Source organism: Nocardiopsis mangrovi (genome assembly GCF_042653925.1).
Lineage (GTDB): Bacteria > Actinomycetota > Actinomycetes > Streptosporangiales > Streptosporangiaceae > Nocardiopsis_B > Nocardiopsis_B mangrovi.
The window spans coordinates 145,754-160,423 of record NZ_JBHSFQ010000006.1 but is presented as its reverse complement, the minus strand read 5'-3'; the positions used below and the strand labels follow the sequence as shown (position 1 = coordinate 160,423).

Here is a 14,670-nt window from a genome sequence, read left to right as displayed (position 1 = left end):
CCAACCTTGCCATCATTTGCCGTGGGGAGTTCATCGTTCGTTCGGCCGCCCCCCGTGTGAGCCACCGGACCGCCGCGGCGGCGGAGCCGTCCTCCCTGGCCAGGTCCCCTGGGACAGACTGCCGCCTGGGTCGCCGCCCGTCCAGAGCAGATTGATCACTCTGTGCACGCGACACGGTCGGTCGATATCCGAAAGCATACAAAAGGAACGAACGCAATCGGTGACCTGATACGCGACCAAATCCGGGCGCGGGACCGCAACGCCCGCCAGTAGGTTGATCTCGAATAGCGTGGGCACCCAACGGACCCGAGCCGACGCACCACGGAGGACCGATGACGCAGGACGACGGCCAGGAACGGCGCGAACCGGACCGGTCGCCGGAGCCCGGCGCGGACGGCCCCGCCGCCGCGGGCGCCGCGCCGTCGTCGTGGGCGGTCCCCGGCGGCGGGGCACCGGAGCCGCCGCCATCGGGGTGGGCGGCACCGGGCGCCGGGCCCGGCCACGACCAGGGCCACGGCTACGGACAGCAAGGCCACACTCAAGGTCAGGGGTACCCGCAGGAGCACGGCTACGGGCAGCCGGGGTACGGACAGCAGGGACCGGCGCCCGGACAGGGGCAGGGACCGTACCCCGGGCAGGGCCCCGGCCCGGCGTTCGCCCCTCCCTCCGGCTACGCTCCCCCCGGCCCGGGCGGGCCGGGGGGCTACGCGCCCCCGGGCCACGGCCCCCACCCCGGGTACGGGCCGCCCGGGTACGGCGCCGCCCCGCCGGGCTACGGCCAGCCCGCGGCCCCCCGACCCGGGATCGTCGCCCTGCGCCCCCTCACCCTCGGCGACATCTTCAACGGCGCCTTCGGCTACATCCGCAACAACCCCAAGGCCACCCTTGGGATGACCACGGTCATCGTGGCCCTCGTCAGCCTGCTGCCCGCCGTCGGAGCGGGGTCCCTGATCAGCGACTACACGGCGTGGCTCGAAGAGCCCCCCATACCGGCCGGGGAGGACGACGGCGTTTTCCCGATGTCGCCCTTCACCCTGGCGACGCAGTTCGGCGGGTCCATCCTCAGCTTCGTCGGGTCGGCGGTCCTCACCGGTCTCCTGGCGGCCGTGGTCGGCCTGGCGGTACTCGGACGCAAGCTCACCGCCGCCGAGGCGTGGGCGGCCGCGAAGCCCCGGCTGGGCGCGGTCCTGGGCGTCGCCGTCCTGCTGTTCCTGCTCGGCACGGCCTCGGTCGCCCTCTTGGTCGGCGTGATCGTCGGGGCGATCGCCCTGGCCGTCGCGCTGACCATCTGGATCGGTGTCGTCGCCGGCATCCTCGGGCTCGTCGCCTGGGCCGCCGCCAACGTCTGGATCTACGTCCGCACCAGCATGGCCATGCCCGTGACGGTCCTCGAACGCATCGGCCCCGGAAGCGCCCTGGCCCGGTCCTGGCGGCTCACCCGGCGCGGGTGGTGGCGCGTGTTCGGCATCCTGCTCCTCGCGTCGTTCCTCGGCAACGCCGTGGCGAGCGTGCTGTCGGGCCCGTTCTCCATCCTCGGCGGGGTGGCCGACGTGTTCATCGAAAGCCGCGCGGTGGCCGATACCGCCTACGCGGCGGCGGTGTTCCTGGGATCGGTGATCGCCGGGACCGTCACCACCCCCTTCATCACCGGCGTGACCACGCTGCTCTACGTCGACCTGCGCATGCGGCGCGAGGGGCTGGACCTCCGGCTCCAGGCCGCGGCGCAGTCCGGCGCGCACGCCGGCCCCGAGATCTACCTGCCCGGCCCGCCGGCGCCCGCCGGCCCGCCGCCCGGGTACCCGCAGCAGGCCGGGCCCGGCGGCCCCGTCCCCGGGGCGCCCGCGTGACGGGCCGCGACGAAGGGGCCCGCCTGGCCCGCGAGGAGCTGAGCGACCCCGTTTACAACGAGGCCGAGCCCGGCCTGCTCGACCGGATCTACGCCATGGCCATGGAGTGGCTCCAAGAGCTCGTCCGGGCCGCGAACGAGTCGGTGCCCGGCGGCTGGTGGGTCCTCGGGCCCCTCCTCGCGCTGTTCGCGGTGCTGCTGATCGCGCTGATCGTCTACATGCGGCCCGCGCGGCGCGCCCGGCTCGCGGCCGTCATCGACACCGGGGCCGCGCTCACCGCCGGCGACCACCGCGCCGCCGCCGATCGCCACGCCGCAGCGGGCGAATACGGACCCGCGGTCCGCGAGCGCCTGCGCGCCATCACCCGCGACCTCGAGGACCGCGCCATCATCACCCCGCGCCCCGGGCGGACGGCGACCGAACTGGCCACCGAGGCATCGGCGGCGCTGCCCGCCGGGCACGAGGGGCTGACGGCCGCCGCCCGCGCGTTCAACGACATCGCCTACGGCCAGCGTCCCGCCACCGCCGACGACGACCGGCTGCTGCGCGACCTCGACCGGCTGCTGCGCGGCAGCAGCCCCGTGCGCACGGGGGCGGGCACCTGATGGCCGCGACCGCTCCCCCCGCTTCCCCGCCGGCCGCACCCGAGAGCGGCTCCGCACCCGTCTCGGCCCGCCCCGCCGACCTGTGGCGGCGCGCCCGCGGCCCAATCGCCGCCCTCCTCGGCCTGGCGGTCGTGGCCGTGCTGGTCTCGATCGGCGCCCAGCGCCCGCCCGAGGGGGTCCTCGAACCCGAAGGCCCGAATCCCGAAGGGGCACGCGCCCTGGTGCAGATCCTGGAGGGCCAGGGGGCCGACGTCACCATCGCCCGCGACGCCGCGGCGGCCGCCGACGCCCTCACCGACAGGTCCGTTCTGGTCCTGGCGTTCTCCCACCGGCTGACCGCCGAGCAGCTCGACGACCTCGCGCGGGCCCCCGGAGACCGGCTGCTCGTCCAGCCCAGCGGACCGGCCCTGGACGCGCTGGCCCCCGGTGTCGAGGTGGCCGCCCGCGCCGACGCGGGCACGCTCGACCCCGGCTGCGACCTGCCCGCCGTGCGCGCCGCCGGCCCCGCCGACCTCGGCGGCGAGCTGTACTCCGCACCCGGCGGCGACGGCTGCTACCCGGCCGCCGACGACGGCGACCTCGGCGGCGGGGGCGAGACCGGCGGCGACGCGCTGGTCCGGGTCACCGCCGATTCCAGCGCGACCATGACGGTCATCGGCACCGGCGCGACAACGGTCATCGGCACCGGCGCCCCCCTGACCAACGAGCACCTGGCCGACGAGGGCAACGCGGCTCTCGCCCTCAACCTGATCGACGGCCGCGACGTCGTCTGGCTGCTCCCCGACGTCGCCGTCCCCGAGGGCCAGGCGAGCCTGCCGGAGCTGCTGCCCCTGTCGCTGCGGTACGCGGTGCTGCCGCTGGGCGCCGCCCTGCTGCTGCTCGCCTTCTGGCAGGGCCGGCGGCTGGGCCCGCTGGTCACCGAGCGCCTGCCGGTCGTGGTCCGCGCATCGGAGACCACCGAGGGGCGGGCCGGGCTCTACGCCGCGCGGCGCGCCCGGGACCGCGCCGGCGCCGCACTGCGCGAGGGCCTGATCGGCCGGGTGCGGCCCGCGCTGGGCCTGGGCCCGGACGCCGCGCCCGAGACGGTCGTCGACGCGCTGGCCCAGCGCACCGGCGGCGACCCCGCCGCGCTGGGCGCCCTGCTGTACGGTCCGCGCGAGGGCGCCGGCGCCGACGCCTACACCGCGGACGATGACGGGCTCGTGCGGCTCGCCGACGACCTCGACCGCCTTGAGAGCCGCCTGCGGTGAGGGCACGGGCACAGGCGCCTCCCGGCCGCCGGCCGCCACCGGGCCGCGGTGTCGCCCGGCACCGCGCCGCACCACCACGATCCAGCACAACGGAGAACGCGAAAGAGGTAGTTCCGACGTGACCGCCTTCACCGAGCAGGGGCCCGCCCCGGAGCAGGCCCGCGCCGCGCTGACCGCGCTGCGCGACGAGGTCGCCAAGGCCGTCGTCGGCCAGCACGAGACCGTCACCGGGCTGGTCGTGGCGCTGCTGTGCCGCGGCCACGTCCTGATGGAGGGGGTGCCGGGCGTCGCCAAGACGCTCCTCGTCCGGGCCGTCTCCGCCGCCCTGGCCCTGGACCACAAGCGCGTGCAGTTCACCCCCGACCTGATGCCCGGGGACGTCACCGGGTCCATGGTCTACGACGCCCGCACCGCGAAGTTCGAGTTCCACGAGGGCCCGGTCTTCACCAACCTGTTCCTGGCCGACGAGATCAACCGCACCCCGCCCAAGACGCAGGCGGCGCTGCTGGAGGCCATGGAGGAGCGGCAGGTGACCATCGACGGCCGGCCCACCGCGCTGCCCGACCCGTTCGTCGTGGCCGCCACCCAGAACCCCGTTGAGTACGAGGGCACCTACCCGCTGCCCGAGGCCCAGCTCGACCGGTTCCTGCTCAAGCTGGTCGTGCCGCTGCCCGAGCGCCAGGACGAGGTCGGCATGCTGTCGCGGCACGCGGCCGGGTTCGACCCCGGCGACCTCGCCGCCGCCGGGGTCCGGCCGGTGGCCGGCGCCGAGGACCTGCGCGCGGCCCGCGAAGCCGTGGGCGCGACCCGGGTGGCGCCCGAGGTGCTGGGCTACATCGTGGACGTCTGCCGGGCCACCCGCCACTCGCCGTCGCTCCAGCTCGGCGCGTCGCCGCGCGGCGCGACCGCGCTGCTGCGCACCAGTCGCGCGTGGGCGTGGCTGTCGGGCCGGGACTACGTCACCCCCGACGACGTGAAGGCGCTGGCCAAGGCGACGCTGCGGCACCGCATCGCCCTGCGCCCGGAGGCGGAGCTGGAGGGGGCCAGTACCGACGGCGTCCTCGACGGCGTCCTCGCCTCGGTGGCGGTCCCGCGCTGAAACCTGGTGCGGCGCCGAGCCGTCCGGGCCGCGGACGGCCGGGGCGCACCGCCCGCACCCCCGAACCCCACACGCACCAGGAACAGGAAACGGACGGCAGGGCATGGCGATCACGGGCCGAGCGGTACTCGCGGCGTTCGCGGGCATGCTGGTGGTGCTCCTCGCCGGTTCGGCGGCCATAGCGGTCGCGTGGACGGTGCTCGGCGTCCTCGCCGCGGCGATCGCCGTCGATGTCGCGCTCGCGCCCAGCCCGCGCCGGGTCACTCTGGAGCGCGACGGGGACACCTCGATCCGGCTCGGTGAGACCGCCCGCGTCGCGCTGTTCGTGGGCAACCCGGCGCGGCGCGCGCTGCGCGGCCTGGTGCGCGACGCATGGGCCCCGAGCGCGGGGGCGCTGCCGCGCACGCACACCGTCGCCGTCCCGGGCGGAGAACGCCGCCGCCTGGAGACCGAGCTGACCCCGCAGCGGCGGGGCGACCAGCACGCCGCGGGGGTCACCGTGCGCAGCCTCGGCCCGCTGGGGCTGGCCGCGCGCCAGTGCACGCACACGGTGCCGTGGAGCATCCGGGCGCTGCCGCCCTTCCACAGCCGCCGCCACCTGCCCGGCAAGATCTCCCGGCTGCGCGAGCTCGACGGCCAGCAGGTCGCGCTGGTGCGCGGCCAGGGCAGCGAGTTCGACTCGCTGCGCGAGTACGTGCCGGGCGACGACGTCCGCTCGATCGACTGGCGGGCCACCGCGCGCCGCGAGGGCGTGGTGGTGCGCACCTGGCGGCCCGAGCGCGACCGCCGCATCCTGCTGGTGCTCGACACCGGCCGCACCTCCGCGGGGCGCGTCGGCGACACCCCGAGGCTGGACCACGCCATGGACGCCGCGCTGCTGCTGGCGGCGCTGGCCGCCAAGGCCGGGGACCGGGTGGACCTGCTGGCCTATGACCGCCGCGTCCGCGCCCAGGTGCGCACGCACGGCCGGGGCAGCCGCATCCCCGCGCTGGTGCAGGCGATGGCGCCGCTGGAGGCGGAACTGGTGGAGTCCGACCCGGCGGGGCTGGTGTCGACCATCCTGGGCGGGCACAGCCGCAGCCGGCAACTGGTCGTGCTGTTCACCGACCTCAACGCCGCGGCGATGGAGGAGGGCCTGCTCCCGGTGCTGCCGGCACTGACGTCCCGGCACCTGCTGATGGTGGCGGCGGTGGGCGACCCCCGCGTCACCGAGATGGCCGCCGAGCGGGGCAGCGCCCGCGCCGTGTACTCCGCCGCCGCCGCCGAACGCACCCTGGGCGAGCGCCGCCGGATAACGGCGGAGCTGCGGCGCCTCGGGGTGGAGGTCCTCGACGCCGACCCCGAGCACATCGCCCCGGCCCTGGCCGACGCCTACATCGCGCTGAAGGCGCAGGGGCGGCTGTAGGCCCGGGGGCGGGGCCGTAGGCCGCGGGAACCGGGGCGGGGGCCGTAAGCCAGGGGAACCGGGCGCGGCGCGCGTCTCAGAACGGGCCGGCGGCCGGATCAGGACACCGGCACGGCGCGGCACTCCCGGCGTGTCCGCTGCGCGAGGATCGCGCCTTACGCGAGCATTGACCGGTTTCGGTTCGGCATACACCCCGCCGAAACCGGAACCGCGTCGGCGGCGCCCGGGTCCAAGCCAGGTGGCCGGTGCGGACGACGACCGCACGGGCGCCCGCGGAGGGCGGGCGCCGGGGCCGGAGGGGCGAGCGTAGGGAGCACGCGTGGGACTGTTCGATTCGATCCGCGGCGAATTCATCGACATCGTCGAATGGCTGGACGACAGCCGCGACACCATCGTCTGGCGGTTCCCCCGCCACGACAACGAGATCAAGATGGGCGCCAAGCTCGTCGTGCGCGAGTCGCAGGTCGCGGTCTTCGTCAACGAGGGCAACATCGCCGACGTCTTCCCGCCCGGCACCCACACCCTGGTCACCCGGAACATGCCGGTCCTGTCCACTCTGAAGGGGTGGAAGTACGGCTTCGACTCGCCGTTCAAGGCCGAGGTGTACTTCGTCGCCACCCGCCAGTTCACCGACATGAAGTGGGGCACGCGCAACCCCGTCCTCGTGCGCGACCCCGAGTTCGGGATGGTGCGGCTGCGCGCCTTCGGCGGCTACGCGGCCCGGGTGGTCGACGCGGCGAGCCTGATCCGCGAACTGGCGGGGACCGACCCGCAATTCCGCACCGAAGAGGTCGAGGAGTACCTGCGGCAGCAGATCGTGGGCCGGCTCGGCAGCGCCCTGGGGACCGCGGCCGGCTCCACGCCCATCCTCGACCTCGCCGCCAACCAGCATGTCATCGGCGAGCGCCTGGCCAACGTGCTGAGCAACGACCTCGCCGACGTCGGCATCCAGATCCCCCGCTTCATCATCGAGAACGTCTCCCTCCCGCCGGAGGTGGAGGAGGCCGTCGACAAGCGCTCGCAGATGGCGATCGTCGGCGACCTCGACCAGTACGGCCGGTTCCAGACCGCCAACGCCATCGAGGACGCCGCCCGGAACCCGGGCGGCGGCGCCGGCGAGGGGCTGGGCCTGGGTATGGGGTTCGCCGCCGGCCAGCAGATGGCCGCCAACCTCGGCGCGCAGGCCGCGCAGCCGCCGCAGGGACGGCACGCACAGCCGCCCCAGGCGCCGCAGGCGCCTCAGGGCCAGGCGGGCCCTCCCCCGCTGCCGCAGCAGGCGCAGTGGTACCTCGGGGTGGACGGGCAGCGCGTCGGCCCGCTCGACGAGGCGTCGCTGGCCGACCGCGTCGGCGAGGGGACGCTGACCCCCGAGACCCTGGTCTGGCGGACCGGCATGGAGCAGTGGACCGCCGCCCGCGAGGTACCGGAGACCGCCCGCCTCTTCGGCGCGGTCCCCCCGCCGCTGCCGCCCGCGTAACCGCGTCCGGGCCTGCCCCGCCGGTGGAGGGCCGCCGCCCTCGCAGCCGCGTCCGGGGGCCTGAACCGCCGATCGCCCTCGCGGCCGCGCCCAGGTCCCTCCCCGCCCGTGTCGTCAGCCATCTCTCCTCCGTGAGGCCACCATGTCCCAACCCCCGTCGAGTCCCCCTGCGGCGTCGCGCCCGTCGCTCCCCTGCTCCGGGTGCGGGGCGCACCTCCAGTACGAGCCCGGCACGGCCGGCCTGAGCTGCCCCTACTGCGGGCACCGCCAGGAAGTGGGCGCGCCCACCCGCGAAGTCCGCGAGCACGCCTTCGCCACGATCGTCGCCAAGCCGCGCCGTCCCGCCCACGAGCTGGCCGCCCACCACTACGACTGCCGGAACTGCGGGGCGCACGTGCAGGGCGGGGCGCTCTCGCGGGTGTGCCAGTTCTGCTCCGCCCCGCTGGTCGCCGACACCACCGACGACCCGCAGATCGTGCCGGAGGCGATCCTCGCCTTCGGCCTCGACCGCAACGCGGCCCGAGAGGCGCTGCGGACGTGGACGAGGTCCCGCTGGTTCGCGCCCAACGGCCTCAAGAAGGTGGCCGACGCGGAGTCCATGAAGAGCACGTTCCTGCCGCACTGGACCTTCGACTCCGCGACCACGTCGGACTACAAGGGGCAGCGGGGGCAGTACTACTACGTGACCGAGACCTACACGGCGACGGTCAACGGCAAGCAGGAGACCCGGACCCGCCAGGTGCGCAAGACCCGCTGGTACCCCGCGCGGGGGCGGGTGTCACGGCGGTTCGACGACGTGCTGGTCACCGGGATCGACCGGGGACCGGTGGACGCGGAGCGGCTGAAGGCCCTCGAACCGTGGCCGCTGACGTCGGCGGTCGCCTTTCAGCCGGACTACCTCACGGGCCACGAGACCCTGCGCTACGACGTCGAGCCCGAGTCCGGCTTCGCGAAGGCGAAGGCCGAGATGGCCCCGGTGATCGAGCAGGACTGCCGACACGACATCGGCGGGGATGTACAGCGGGTGTCACACGTCGACACCCGCTACGACGCCGTGACGTGCAAGCTGATGCTCCTGCCGGTCTGGACGGGCAGCTACGTCTACCAGGGGAAGTCCTGGCAGATCATGGTGAACGGCTGCACGGGAGAGGTCCACGGCGAGCGCCCGTACAGCGTCACCAAGATCGTGGCGGCCTCGCTGGCGGCACTCATCCTGGTCGCGCTCGTCGCGTGGCTGTTCATCACCTATGGGTGACCGGCCTCCCGGGAGGCCGGACCGAAAGCGTGACGAGGGGAGGCTTTCAGAGGGAATCGATGTCGGCGAGGAAGGCCCGCCACTCCGTGACAGGGAATGCGAGAGCCGCGAGGTCCCGATGCCGACTGTCACGCATTAGCGTGGCGGTACCTTCCGCGACCTCGACACAGTTGTTGTTGTTGCCACCGCTGTAGCTTGACTTGTGCCACCCGCAGCTCGTCGTCATCCCAACTCTCCCTGAACTTTCCGGACCAGGTCATAGCTTGCCTTAGTCGAAAGAGCCTCCGCCTGGATCACTCCGAACATCATGACACATTCGCGAATCTGGTCGGCATCGTCCAGGATCAGATCATCCAGCATGTGCTCTACGGACACGGCGACCGGTCGATCCGAGAAGACGAACACCCGGAATGGTCCTGAAAGACCAGGCGGTAACAGCAAATCCTGGGGCATCACCTGAAGCCGGATTATGCCATCGTCAGCCAGTCGAAGCAGATGTTCGAGCTGTTCTTTTGCAATCGATGCATCCCCAAGAACACGGCGGATCACGGTCTCGTCCAACACGATCGACAGCAGCGGCCGATCCGGAGATTTGAGGATCTCCTGCCTCTTCATCCTCAATTCGACCATGCCATCAAGCGTGGTCGAATCCACCCACGGACGCATGGCCTGGAAGATCGCCCGAGCGTAGCGAGGGGTCTGCGCCAGTCCCGGAACGAGCGTTCCGTGGAACTCCCGTAACTCACGCGCCGTGCGTTCAAGGTCGATGCCGCCCTGGATGCCCTCGGGGTACATTCCGTGGCTGTTGTTGTCCCGCGTCCACAGCCTCTGGAAGACGCCCGACGTCTTGAAGAGGACATCCAATTCCTTGCAGTGGTCAAGCTGCGGCGTCCGCGTCCCCTTCTCCCAATAGGAGACGAGGGACGACGACACTCTGACCTCGGCAGCGACGCGGTCTTGGGACAGGCTCGCCGCACGACGACGTTTCCGCAGCTCAGATCCGATCTTCTGCCATAGAGGGTTGACTTGACGAGCCATGGTTCCTCCACAAATTCTGACCGTCCCTCAAAGCACACCACATGATGATGACCCCCCGCCACCGAAACTGAATATTCCTAACTCTTCTGTGGATCCACTGGCACGGAGTCCTATTGGCGGATCATGGTTGTCCCAAGCTGCTCAGCAGCGAAACGAGGAACGATCTCGTGGGCCCTGTGGCGCCCTCAACTACTTGACGGCGCACGAACATGTGACCAGGGCGACCACACCCGCGAACTACGCACGTGGTCCTGGTCGGCGTAGGGCGCCGACCAGGACTGCAGCCCTCAACCTGTCGAGACCAGGGAGGACCACATCCATGAAGACTAACGGCATGAAATCCCCTTCGGGCGTTTTCCAGCGACCCCGGTCGCGTCGAATTCGTCCTTATCTGTTCCGATTCGAGGGGCGGTGATGGCAGTGGAATACGAGCGCCGGTTCCCCGGGTGGTCCGACCAGATTCGGAAGGTGCGGGAATGGACGGATGACGTCCTCTCCGCGCACGAGGGCTTCGAGATCCCCGACGACACGATCGCCTCGGCCGTCCTCCTCGTCTCAGAGGCGACGACCAACGCCGTCCGCTACACGGCGAGCGGCCACGGGGGCGTCTTCAAGGTCACGTTGAAGATCGACGCCCACCGCATCACCATCGAGGTCGACGACGAAGGATGTCCCGCCGGCGGGACACTGCCCTTCATTCGCCCCCTCACCCCCATGGCGCAGCACGGACGCGGCATCACTCTCATCGACTACATAGCCGACACCTGGGGTCCGCTCCCCCACCCCCGGACCGGCGTCACCTTCACGCTCACCTGCCGCCCCGTCGGGAGCTCCGTGGCCTGACCGGCACCCCGGCACACCGACCACGCGCGCACCTGCCTTCGGAGGGGGAAGCAGGAGCCGCGCCTCCCCGCCGGACCGTCCTCGGCCCCGACCCCGCCGTGGACGGTCCGGCACCATGCGAACAGGCGGTGAGGTCTTGAGCAATGGGATCCGACGGGACATACTCCCCAAAGCGAACGGAAGGTGACGAGGGCCCAATTCGCTTGGGCCCTCCCCCTGCCGCCCATTCCGCCATTCACCACATGTGAGCTGGGGAGATCGTCGGAAAGCGATTGCTGAAAGCCTCGTAGACACCGCCGCGCGGGCCCACTCCGGGCCCAGATCCGCCGCTACCCGTGGGCCTACTCGACGTTCTGACCTGCACGTACTGTCGAACCGTTTGCACGGGCGAGGGAACCCGCGGGTTCGGGGGATCAGGGGGAAGCGGTGGGCCTCGGCGACCGGATTCCGCGTGGCGAGCGCGGATCCTCGGCCACGGAATTCGCGGCGGTGATCCTGCTCATCGCCGCCATCATCGGCGCGCTTCTCCTCACGTCCATTCCGCAGCGGATATCCGACTTCATCGAATACGCGCTCTGCGTGGTCACCCAGGGCGACTGCCCGCGCCCGGGTGACGAGCAGGCCGACGCACCGCGCGATGAGGACTTCATCCCGCCCCGCTGCGAGGTCTACCAGCTCCAGGAGCGCGCCGGGTACTCCATGTACGTCGGCATCTTCAAATTCGGCGACGAGTACTCGTTCATGGAACAGCAGATGGCGGACGGCACCTACCGGCTCACCCTGCTGCCGCACAACTTCGAACTGGGTGTCGAGGGCAAGGCGTTCCAGGTCAAGGGTGAGGGCGGCGACCACCTCCAGCTCGGCGCCGAGGCCAAGATCGGCGCCTACCTCCGGGCGGGGGTCGGCGACACCTGGGTCTTCGACGACCGCGAGCAGGCGATGACCTTCAAGGACGACATCATCGAGAACCAGACCGCCATGGAGCAGATGTCCCGCAACCCGGGGATGGGCCTCTACTACTGGCTCAACCCGCCCCCGGAGATCCCCGACCCCGGCATCACCACCGCGACCCTCCGCCTGGAGGCGGGCGCGAACGCCGAGACGGGCGCGGGGGTGAAGACCTCCGAGGGCGAGCAGTACTTCGACATCGGCACCGGGCTCAACGGCAAGTTCCGGGTAGGAGCGCAGGTCGCTCACCGCACCGACCGCCGCGACCCCGACAACGTGCTCACCGGGACCACCTACCAGTTCGACGGTCAGCTCGGGGTCGGCACCGAGATCGCCGGGGCCGGGTCCGAGGACCTGACGAACTGGACAGGGGGGGTGCGGGTCATGCGCGACGCCGATGGGCGTCCGGTCGAGATCGTGTACACCACCACGGTCGAGGACACGCTGATCAGCAAGGACCGCCTCGGCGGGCGCGGGAACAACGGCAAGGGCGGGCTGAAGGGCCGCGACGGCGACAGCACCCTCCAGGAGACCCGCACCACCATCACCCTGGACACCCCCGAGGAACAGGCGATCGCCGAGGAGTACCTGCGCGAGGAGGGGACGACGGGGATGCCGTCCCTCGCGTTCAGCCAGCTCTTCGACGACGGCGACTCCCTGCTCACCGAGCCGCCGCCGGGCGCGGGCGACTTCGAGCGGCTGATGTACGAGCAGGCGACGGTCGCCAACACCACCCAGGTGCGGACGATGGACTCCGACACCTTCGGCGGGCGGGTGGCCCTCGGCCTGGGCCTGGGGGCCAAGGTCACCGTCGAGTCGTCCGAGGCGGACACGGTGGAGGCGGAGTTCCTCGGCGCCCCGCGCCCCGGCGGCACCCGTGGGTTCGTGGAGTTCCCGGCGTGCGTGTCCCAGCGCGAGTGACGCGGGCGACGGGGACGGGTCGCGACCGGCGAGGGACCGAGGACGGAGTACACGAGGATGACCGTGAAACACGCCGGATGGGCCGCCGCCATCGTCGTCGGCGGCTGGGTGGTGACCCTCGTGGGATACCTGGCGACGGGTATGGTCGCCGCGACGCTGGCCCCACCCTCCCCTGCCGTGCAGCGGCCCGAGGTCGGCACCGTAGAGGTGGTCGCCCTGCTGGGCATGGCCGCGGTCGTCGCCGCGGCGGTCGGTCTCGGCGCGGCGCTCGCGCGCAACTCCGCGCGCATGGGCCGCCCGGGGGCCGCCGCGACGGCCGCGGCGGGGCCGTTGGCCGCGGTCGCGACGGCCCTGCTCCTGTCCATTGCCCTGGACGGCTCAGGGCCGGGAACCGCGGCCGCCCATTCCGCGGCCGCCGTCGCCACGAGCGGCGCGGTCCTCTGGGCGGTGCTGCGCCGAAGGCGCTAGGTCCTTCTTCCCGAAAGGTCTGCGGGCCACCGCACGGTCGGCACCGCCGTCCTCTTCCGCCCCCGCACCGGCGGCCCCACGGCCATCGCCACCGGAGGCGGCCGGCCCGGGCCCTCGGCCCGCCACCGGCGCGCGCAGCGGGCCAGACCACTGCGGCCCGGCCGCGGCCTCTCCCCGCGTGGCCGGACCGGGCGGCGGCGGTGACGACTGGATCACAAATGGCAACACGCGCCGTTTCGGGTTGTCTGTGCCGTTACGGCATAGTGTCGACTGATCCCCTACCGACGCGTCCGCACGGCAGTGACCGCACTCACCGGACACCGAAGGGAGCCTGCCGGGGCGGGGCGGCGCCTGTTCGCCGACGCGTGCCCCCGCCGCTCCCGCATGTGACACCGTCCAGGGCGAGCAGGGGTGACCCGTCGGAGCTCCCCATTCGAAAAGGGCATCAGATGACACTGTTCGAACGCCAGTTCGTCGCGGCCGGTTCAGCCGAAGCGCCGGCGGACGACACAGGGCGGATGATCCAGATGATGACCGGGTACTGGGTCACCCAGGTCGTGCGGACAGCGGCCGAATTGCGCATCGCCGACCATCTGCATCCGGACGGGGCGACCGCCGCCCAGGTCGCCGAGGCGGAGTCGCTGGACCCCGATACGACGTTCCGCTTCCTGCGGGCGTGCGCTTCCCTCGGCCTGGCCACATCGACGGACGGGAGCCGCTTCGCCGGTACGCCCCTCCTCGACACCTTGCGCTCCGACGCCCCCGGTTCACTGCGCGACCTGGCGCTATGGGGCGGGGCCGAATCGCACTGGCTGCCATGGGGGCGGCTGGCCGATGCGGTACGGGCCGGCACCACCCAGGCGGAGGCCGCTCTCGACGCTCCGTTCTTCGACTGGCTATCCGCCAATCCCGGCGAGGCCGGGGTGTTCACCAACGCCATGTCCGCGATGACGCACAACCTCGCCCACCAACTGGCCGACGTGATCCGCCTCAAGGGCACCGAGACCGCCGTGGATGTCGGCGGCTCCGGCGGCAACCTCGTCCAGACCCTCCTGCAGAGGCATCCCGGGCTGACCGGGATCGTGCTCGACCTCCCGCACGTCGGCGTCGAGGCCGACGCCTCCGCGGCGCGCCTGGGTGTCTCGGACCAGTTCGCCTTCATCGGCGGCGACTTCTTCGAGAAGGTGCCGGCCGGGGATGTGCACCTGTTGAAGTTCGTCCTGCACGACTGGGACGACGACGCGTGCGTACGCATCCTGCGCAACTGCCGGGAGGCGCTCGAACCCGGTGGCCGTGTGCTGGTGATGGAACTCCTCGTCGAAGAGGTGGGCACGCCGGGGCTGGCGCCGATGATGGACCTGAACATGATGGCGCTGGCGACCGGGCGCGAGCGCAGCGCCGACGAGTTCCGCGCCCTGTTCGAGCAGGCGGGCCTGAAGCTCGTCGACGTGTCGCCTTCCGCGTCCGTCGTCTCCGTGCTGGAGGCCGTGCCCGCCTAGCACCCCCGCAGGGCC

General features: G+C 72.4%; 13 protein-coding genes. 11 read left to right on the top strand and 2 right to left on the bottom strand.

The annotated features are described in order from the left end of the window. Window positions 1–332: 332 nt before the first annotated feature. The 7 genes from ACFO4E_RS09325 (at window position 333) to ACFO4E_RS09295 (ending at window position 8,938) form a co-directional block, all read left to right on the top strand. A complete protein-coding gene (locus tag ACFO4E_RS09325; RefSeq protein ID WP_378572910.1) occupies window positions 333–1,847 on the top strand; it encodes a glycerophosphoryl diester phosphodiesterase membrane domain-containing protein in 1,515 nt (504 codons plus the stop codon). Beyond that, window positions 1,844–2,452 carry a DUF4129 domain-containing protein gene (locus tag ACFO4E_RS09320; RefSeq protein ID WP_378572908.1) on the top strand — a complete coding sequence of 203 codons (609 nt, stop codon included), beginning with the start codon at window positions 1,844–1,846 and terminating at the stop codon, window positions 2,450–2,452. The genes ACFO4E_RS09325 and ACFO4E_RS09320 overlap by 4 nt, the downstream gene beginning before the upstream one ends. Then, window positions 2,452–3,702: a DUF4350 domain-containing protein gene (locus ACFO4E_RS09315; RefSeq protein ID WP_378572906.1), complete on the top strand. Its 1,251-nt coding sequence runs from the start codon at window positions 2,452–2,454 to the stop codon at window positions 3,700–3,702. Before ACFO4E_RS09320 ends, ACFO4E_RS09315 begins: the two co-directional genes overlap by 1 nt. Before the next feature lie 118 nt (window positions 3,703–3,820). Beyond that, the gene (locus ACFO4E_RS09310; RefSeq protein WP_378572904.1) at window positions 3,821–4,801 is read left to right on the top strand and encodes an AAA family ATPase; all 981 of its coding nucleotides are present in this window, start codon (window positions 3,821–3,823) and stop codon (window positions 4,799–4,801) included. A gap of 103 nt (window positions 4,802–4,904) precedes the next feature. After that, window positions 4,905–6,206, top strand: coding sequence for a DUF58 domain-containing protein (locus ACFO4E_RS09305; protein ID WP_378572902.1), 1,302 nt, complete (start codon window positions 4,905–4,907; stop codon window positions 6,204–6,206). Window positions 6,207–6,525: 319 nt separating this feature from the next. Next, window positions 6,526–7,683, top strand: a complete 1,158-nt coding sequence (locus ACFO4E_RS09300; RefSeq protein WP_378572900.1) for an SPFH domain-containing protein — start codon at window positions 6,526–6,528, stop codon at window positions 7,681–7,683. 142 nt (window positions 7,684–7,825) lie between these two features. Beyond that, window positions 7,826–8,938 (top strand): TFIIB-type zinc ribbon-containing protein, encoded by a 1,113-nt coding sequence (locus tag ACFO4E_RS09295; protein ID WP_378572898.1) that lies wholly within the window; start codon window positions 7,826–7,828, stop codon window positions 8,936–8,938. 46 nt (window positions 8,939–8,984) lie between these two features. On the opposite strand, the gene ACFO4E_RS09290 is transcribed toward ACFO4E_RS09295, so the two are convergent. Together ACFO4E_RS09290 and ACFO4E_RS09285 are read right to left on the bottom strand one after the other, a co-directional pair. Further along, entirely contained in the window at window positions 8,985–9,164 is a 180-nt protein-coding gene (locus ACFO4E_RS09290; RefSeq protein WP_378572896.1) for a DUF397 domain-containing protein, read from the bottom strand. After that, window positions 9,161–9,976, bottom strand: a complete 816-nt coding sequence (locus ACFO4E_RS09285) for a helix-turn-helix domain-containing protein (protein WP_378572894.1) — start codon at window positions 9,974–9,976, stop codon at window positions 9,161–9,163. The genes ACFO4E_RS09290 and ACFO4E_RS09285 overlap by 4 nt, the downstream gene beginning before the upstream one ends. Window positions 9,977–10,390: 414 nt before the next feature. On the opposite strand from ACFO4E_RS09285, the gene ACFO4E_RS09280 reads away from it, so the two are divergent. The 4 genes from ACFO4E_RS09280 (at window position 10,391) to ACFO4E_RS09265 (ending at window position 14,655) form a co-directional block, all read left to right on the top strand. Then, window positions 10,391–10,819 (top strand): ATP-binding protein, encoded by a 429-nt coding sequence (locus ACFO4E_RS09280; RefSeq protein WP_378572892.1) that lies wholly within the window; start codon window positions 10,391–10,393, stop codon window positions 10,817–10,819. A gap of 489 nt (window positions 10,820–11,308) precedes the next feature. Beyond that, on the top strand, window positions 11,309–12,688 hold the full coding sequence (locus ACFO4E_RS09275) for a hypothetical protein (RefSeq protein ID WP_378572890.1): 1,380 nt from the start codon (window positions 11,309–11,311) through the stop codon (window positions 12,686–12,688). A gap of 57 nt (window positions 12,689–12,745) precedes the next feature. Next, window positions 12,746–13,156, top strand: a complete 411-nt coding sequence (locus tag ACFO4E_RS09270; RefSeq protein WP_378572888.1) for a hypothetical protein — start codon at window positions 12,746–12,748, stop codon at window positions 13,154–13,156. Window positions 13,157–13,605: 449 nt separating this feature from the next. Continuing rightward, entirely contained in the window at window positions 13,606–14,655 is a 1,050-nt protein-coding gene (locus ACFO4E_RS09265; protein WP_378572886.1) for a methyltransferase, read from the top strand. The last annotated feature ends 15 nt before the right edge of the window (window positions 14,656–14,670 follow it).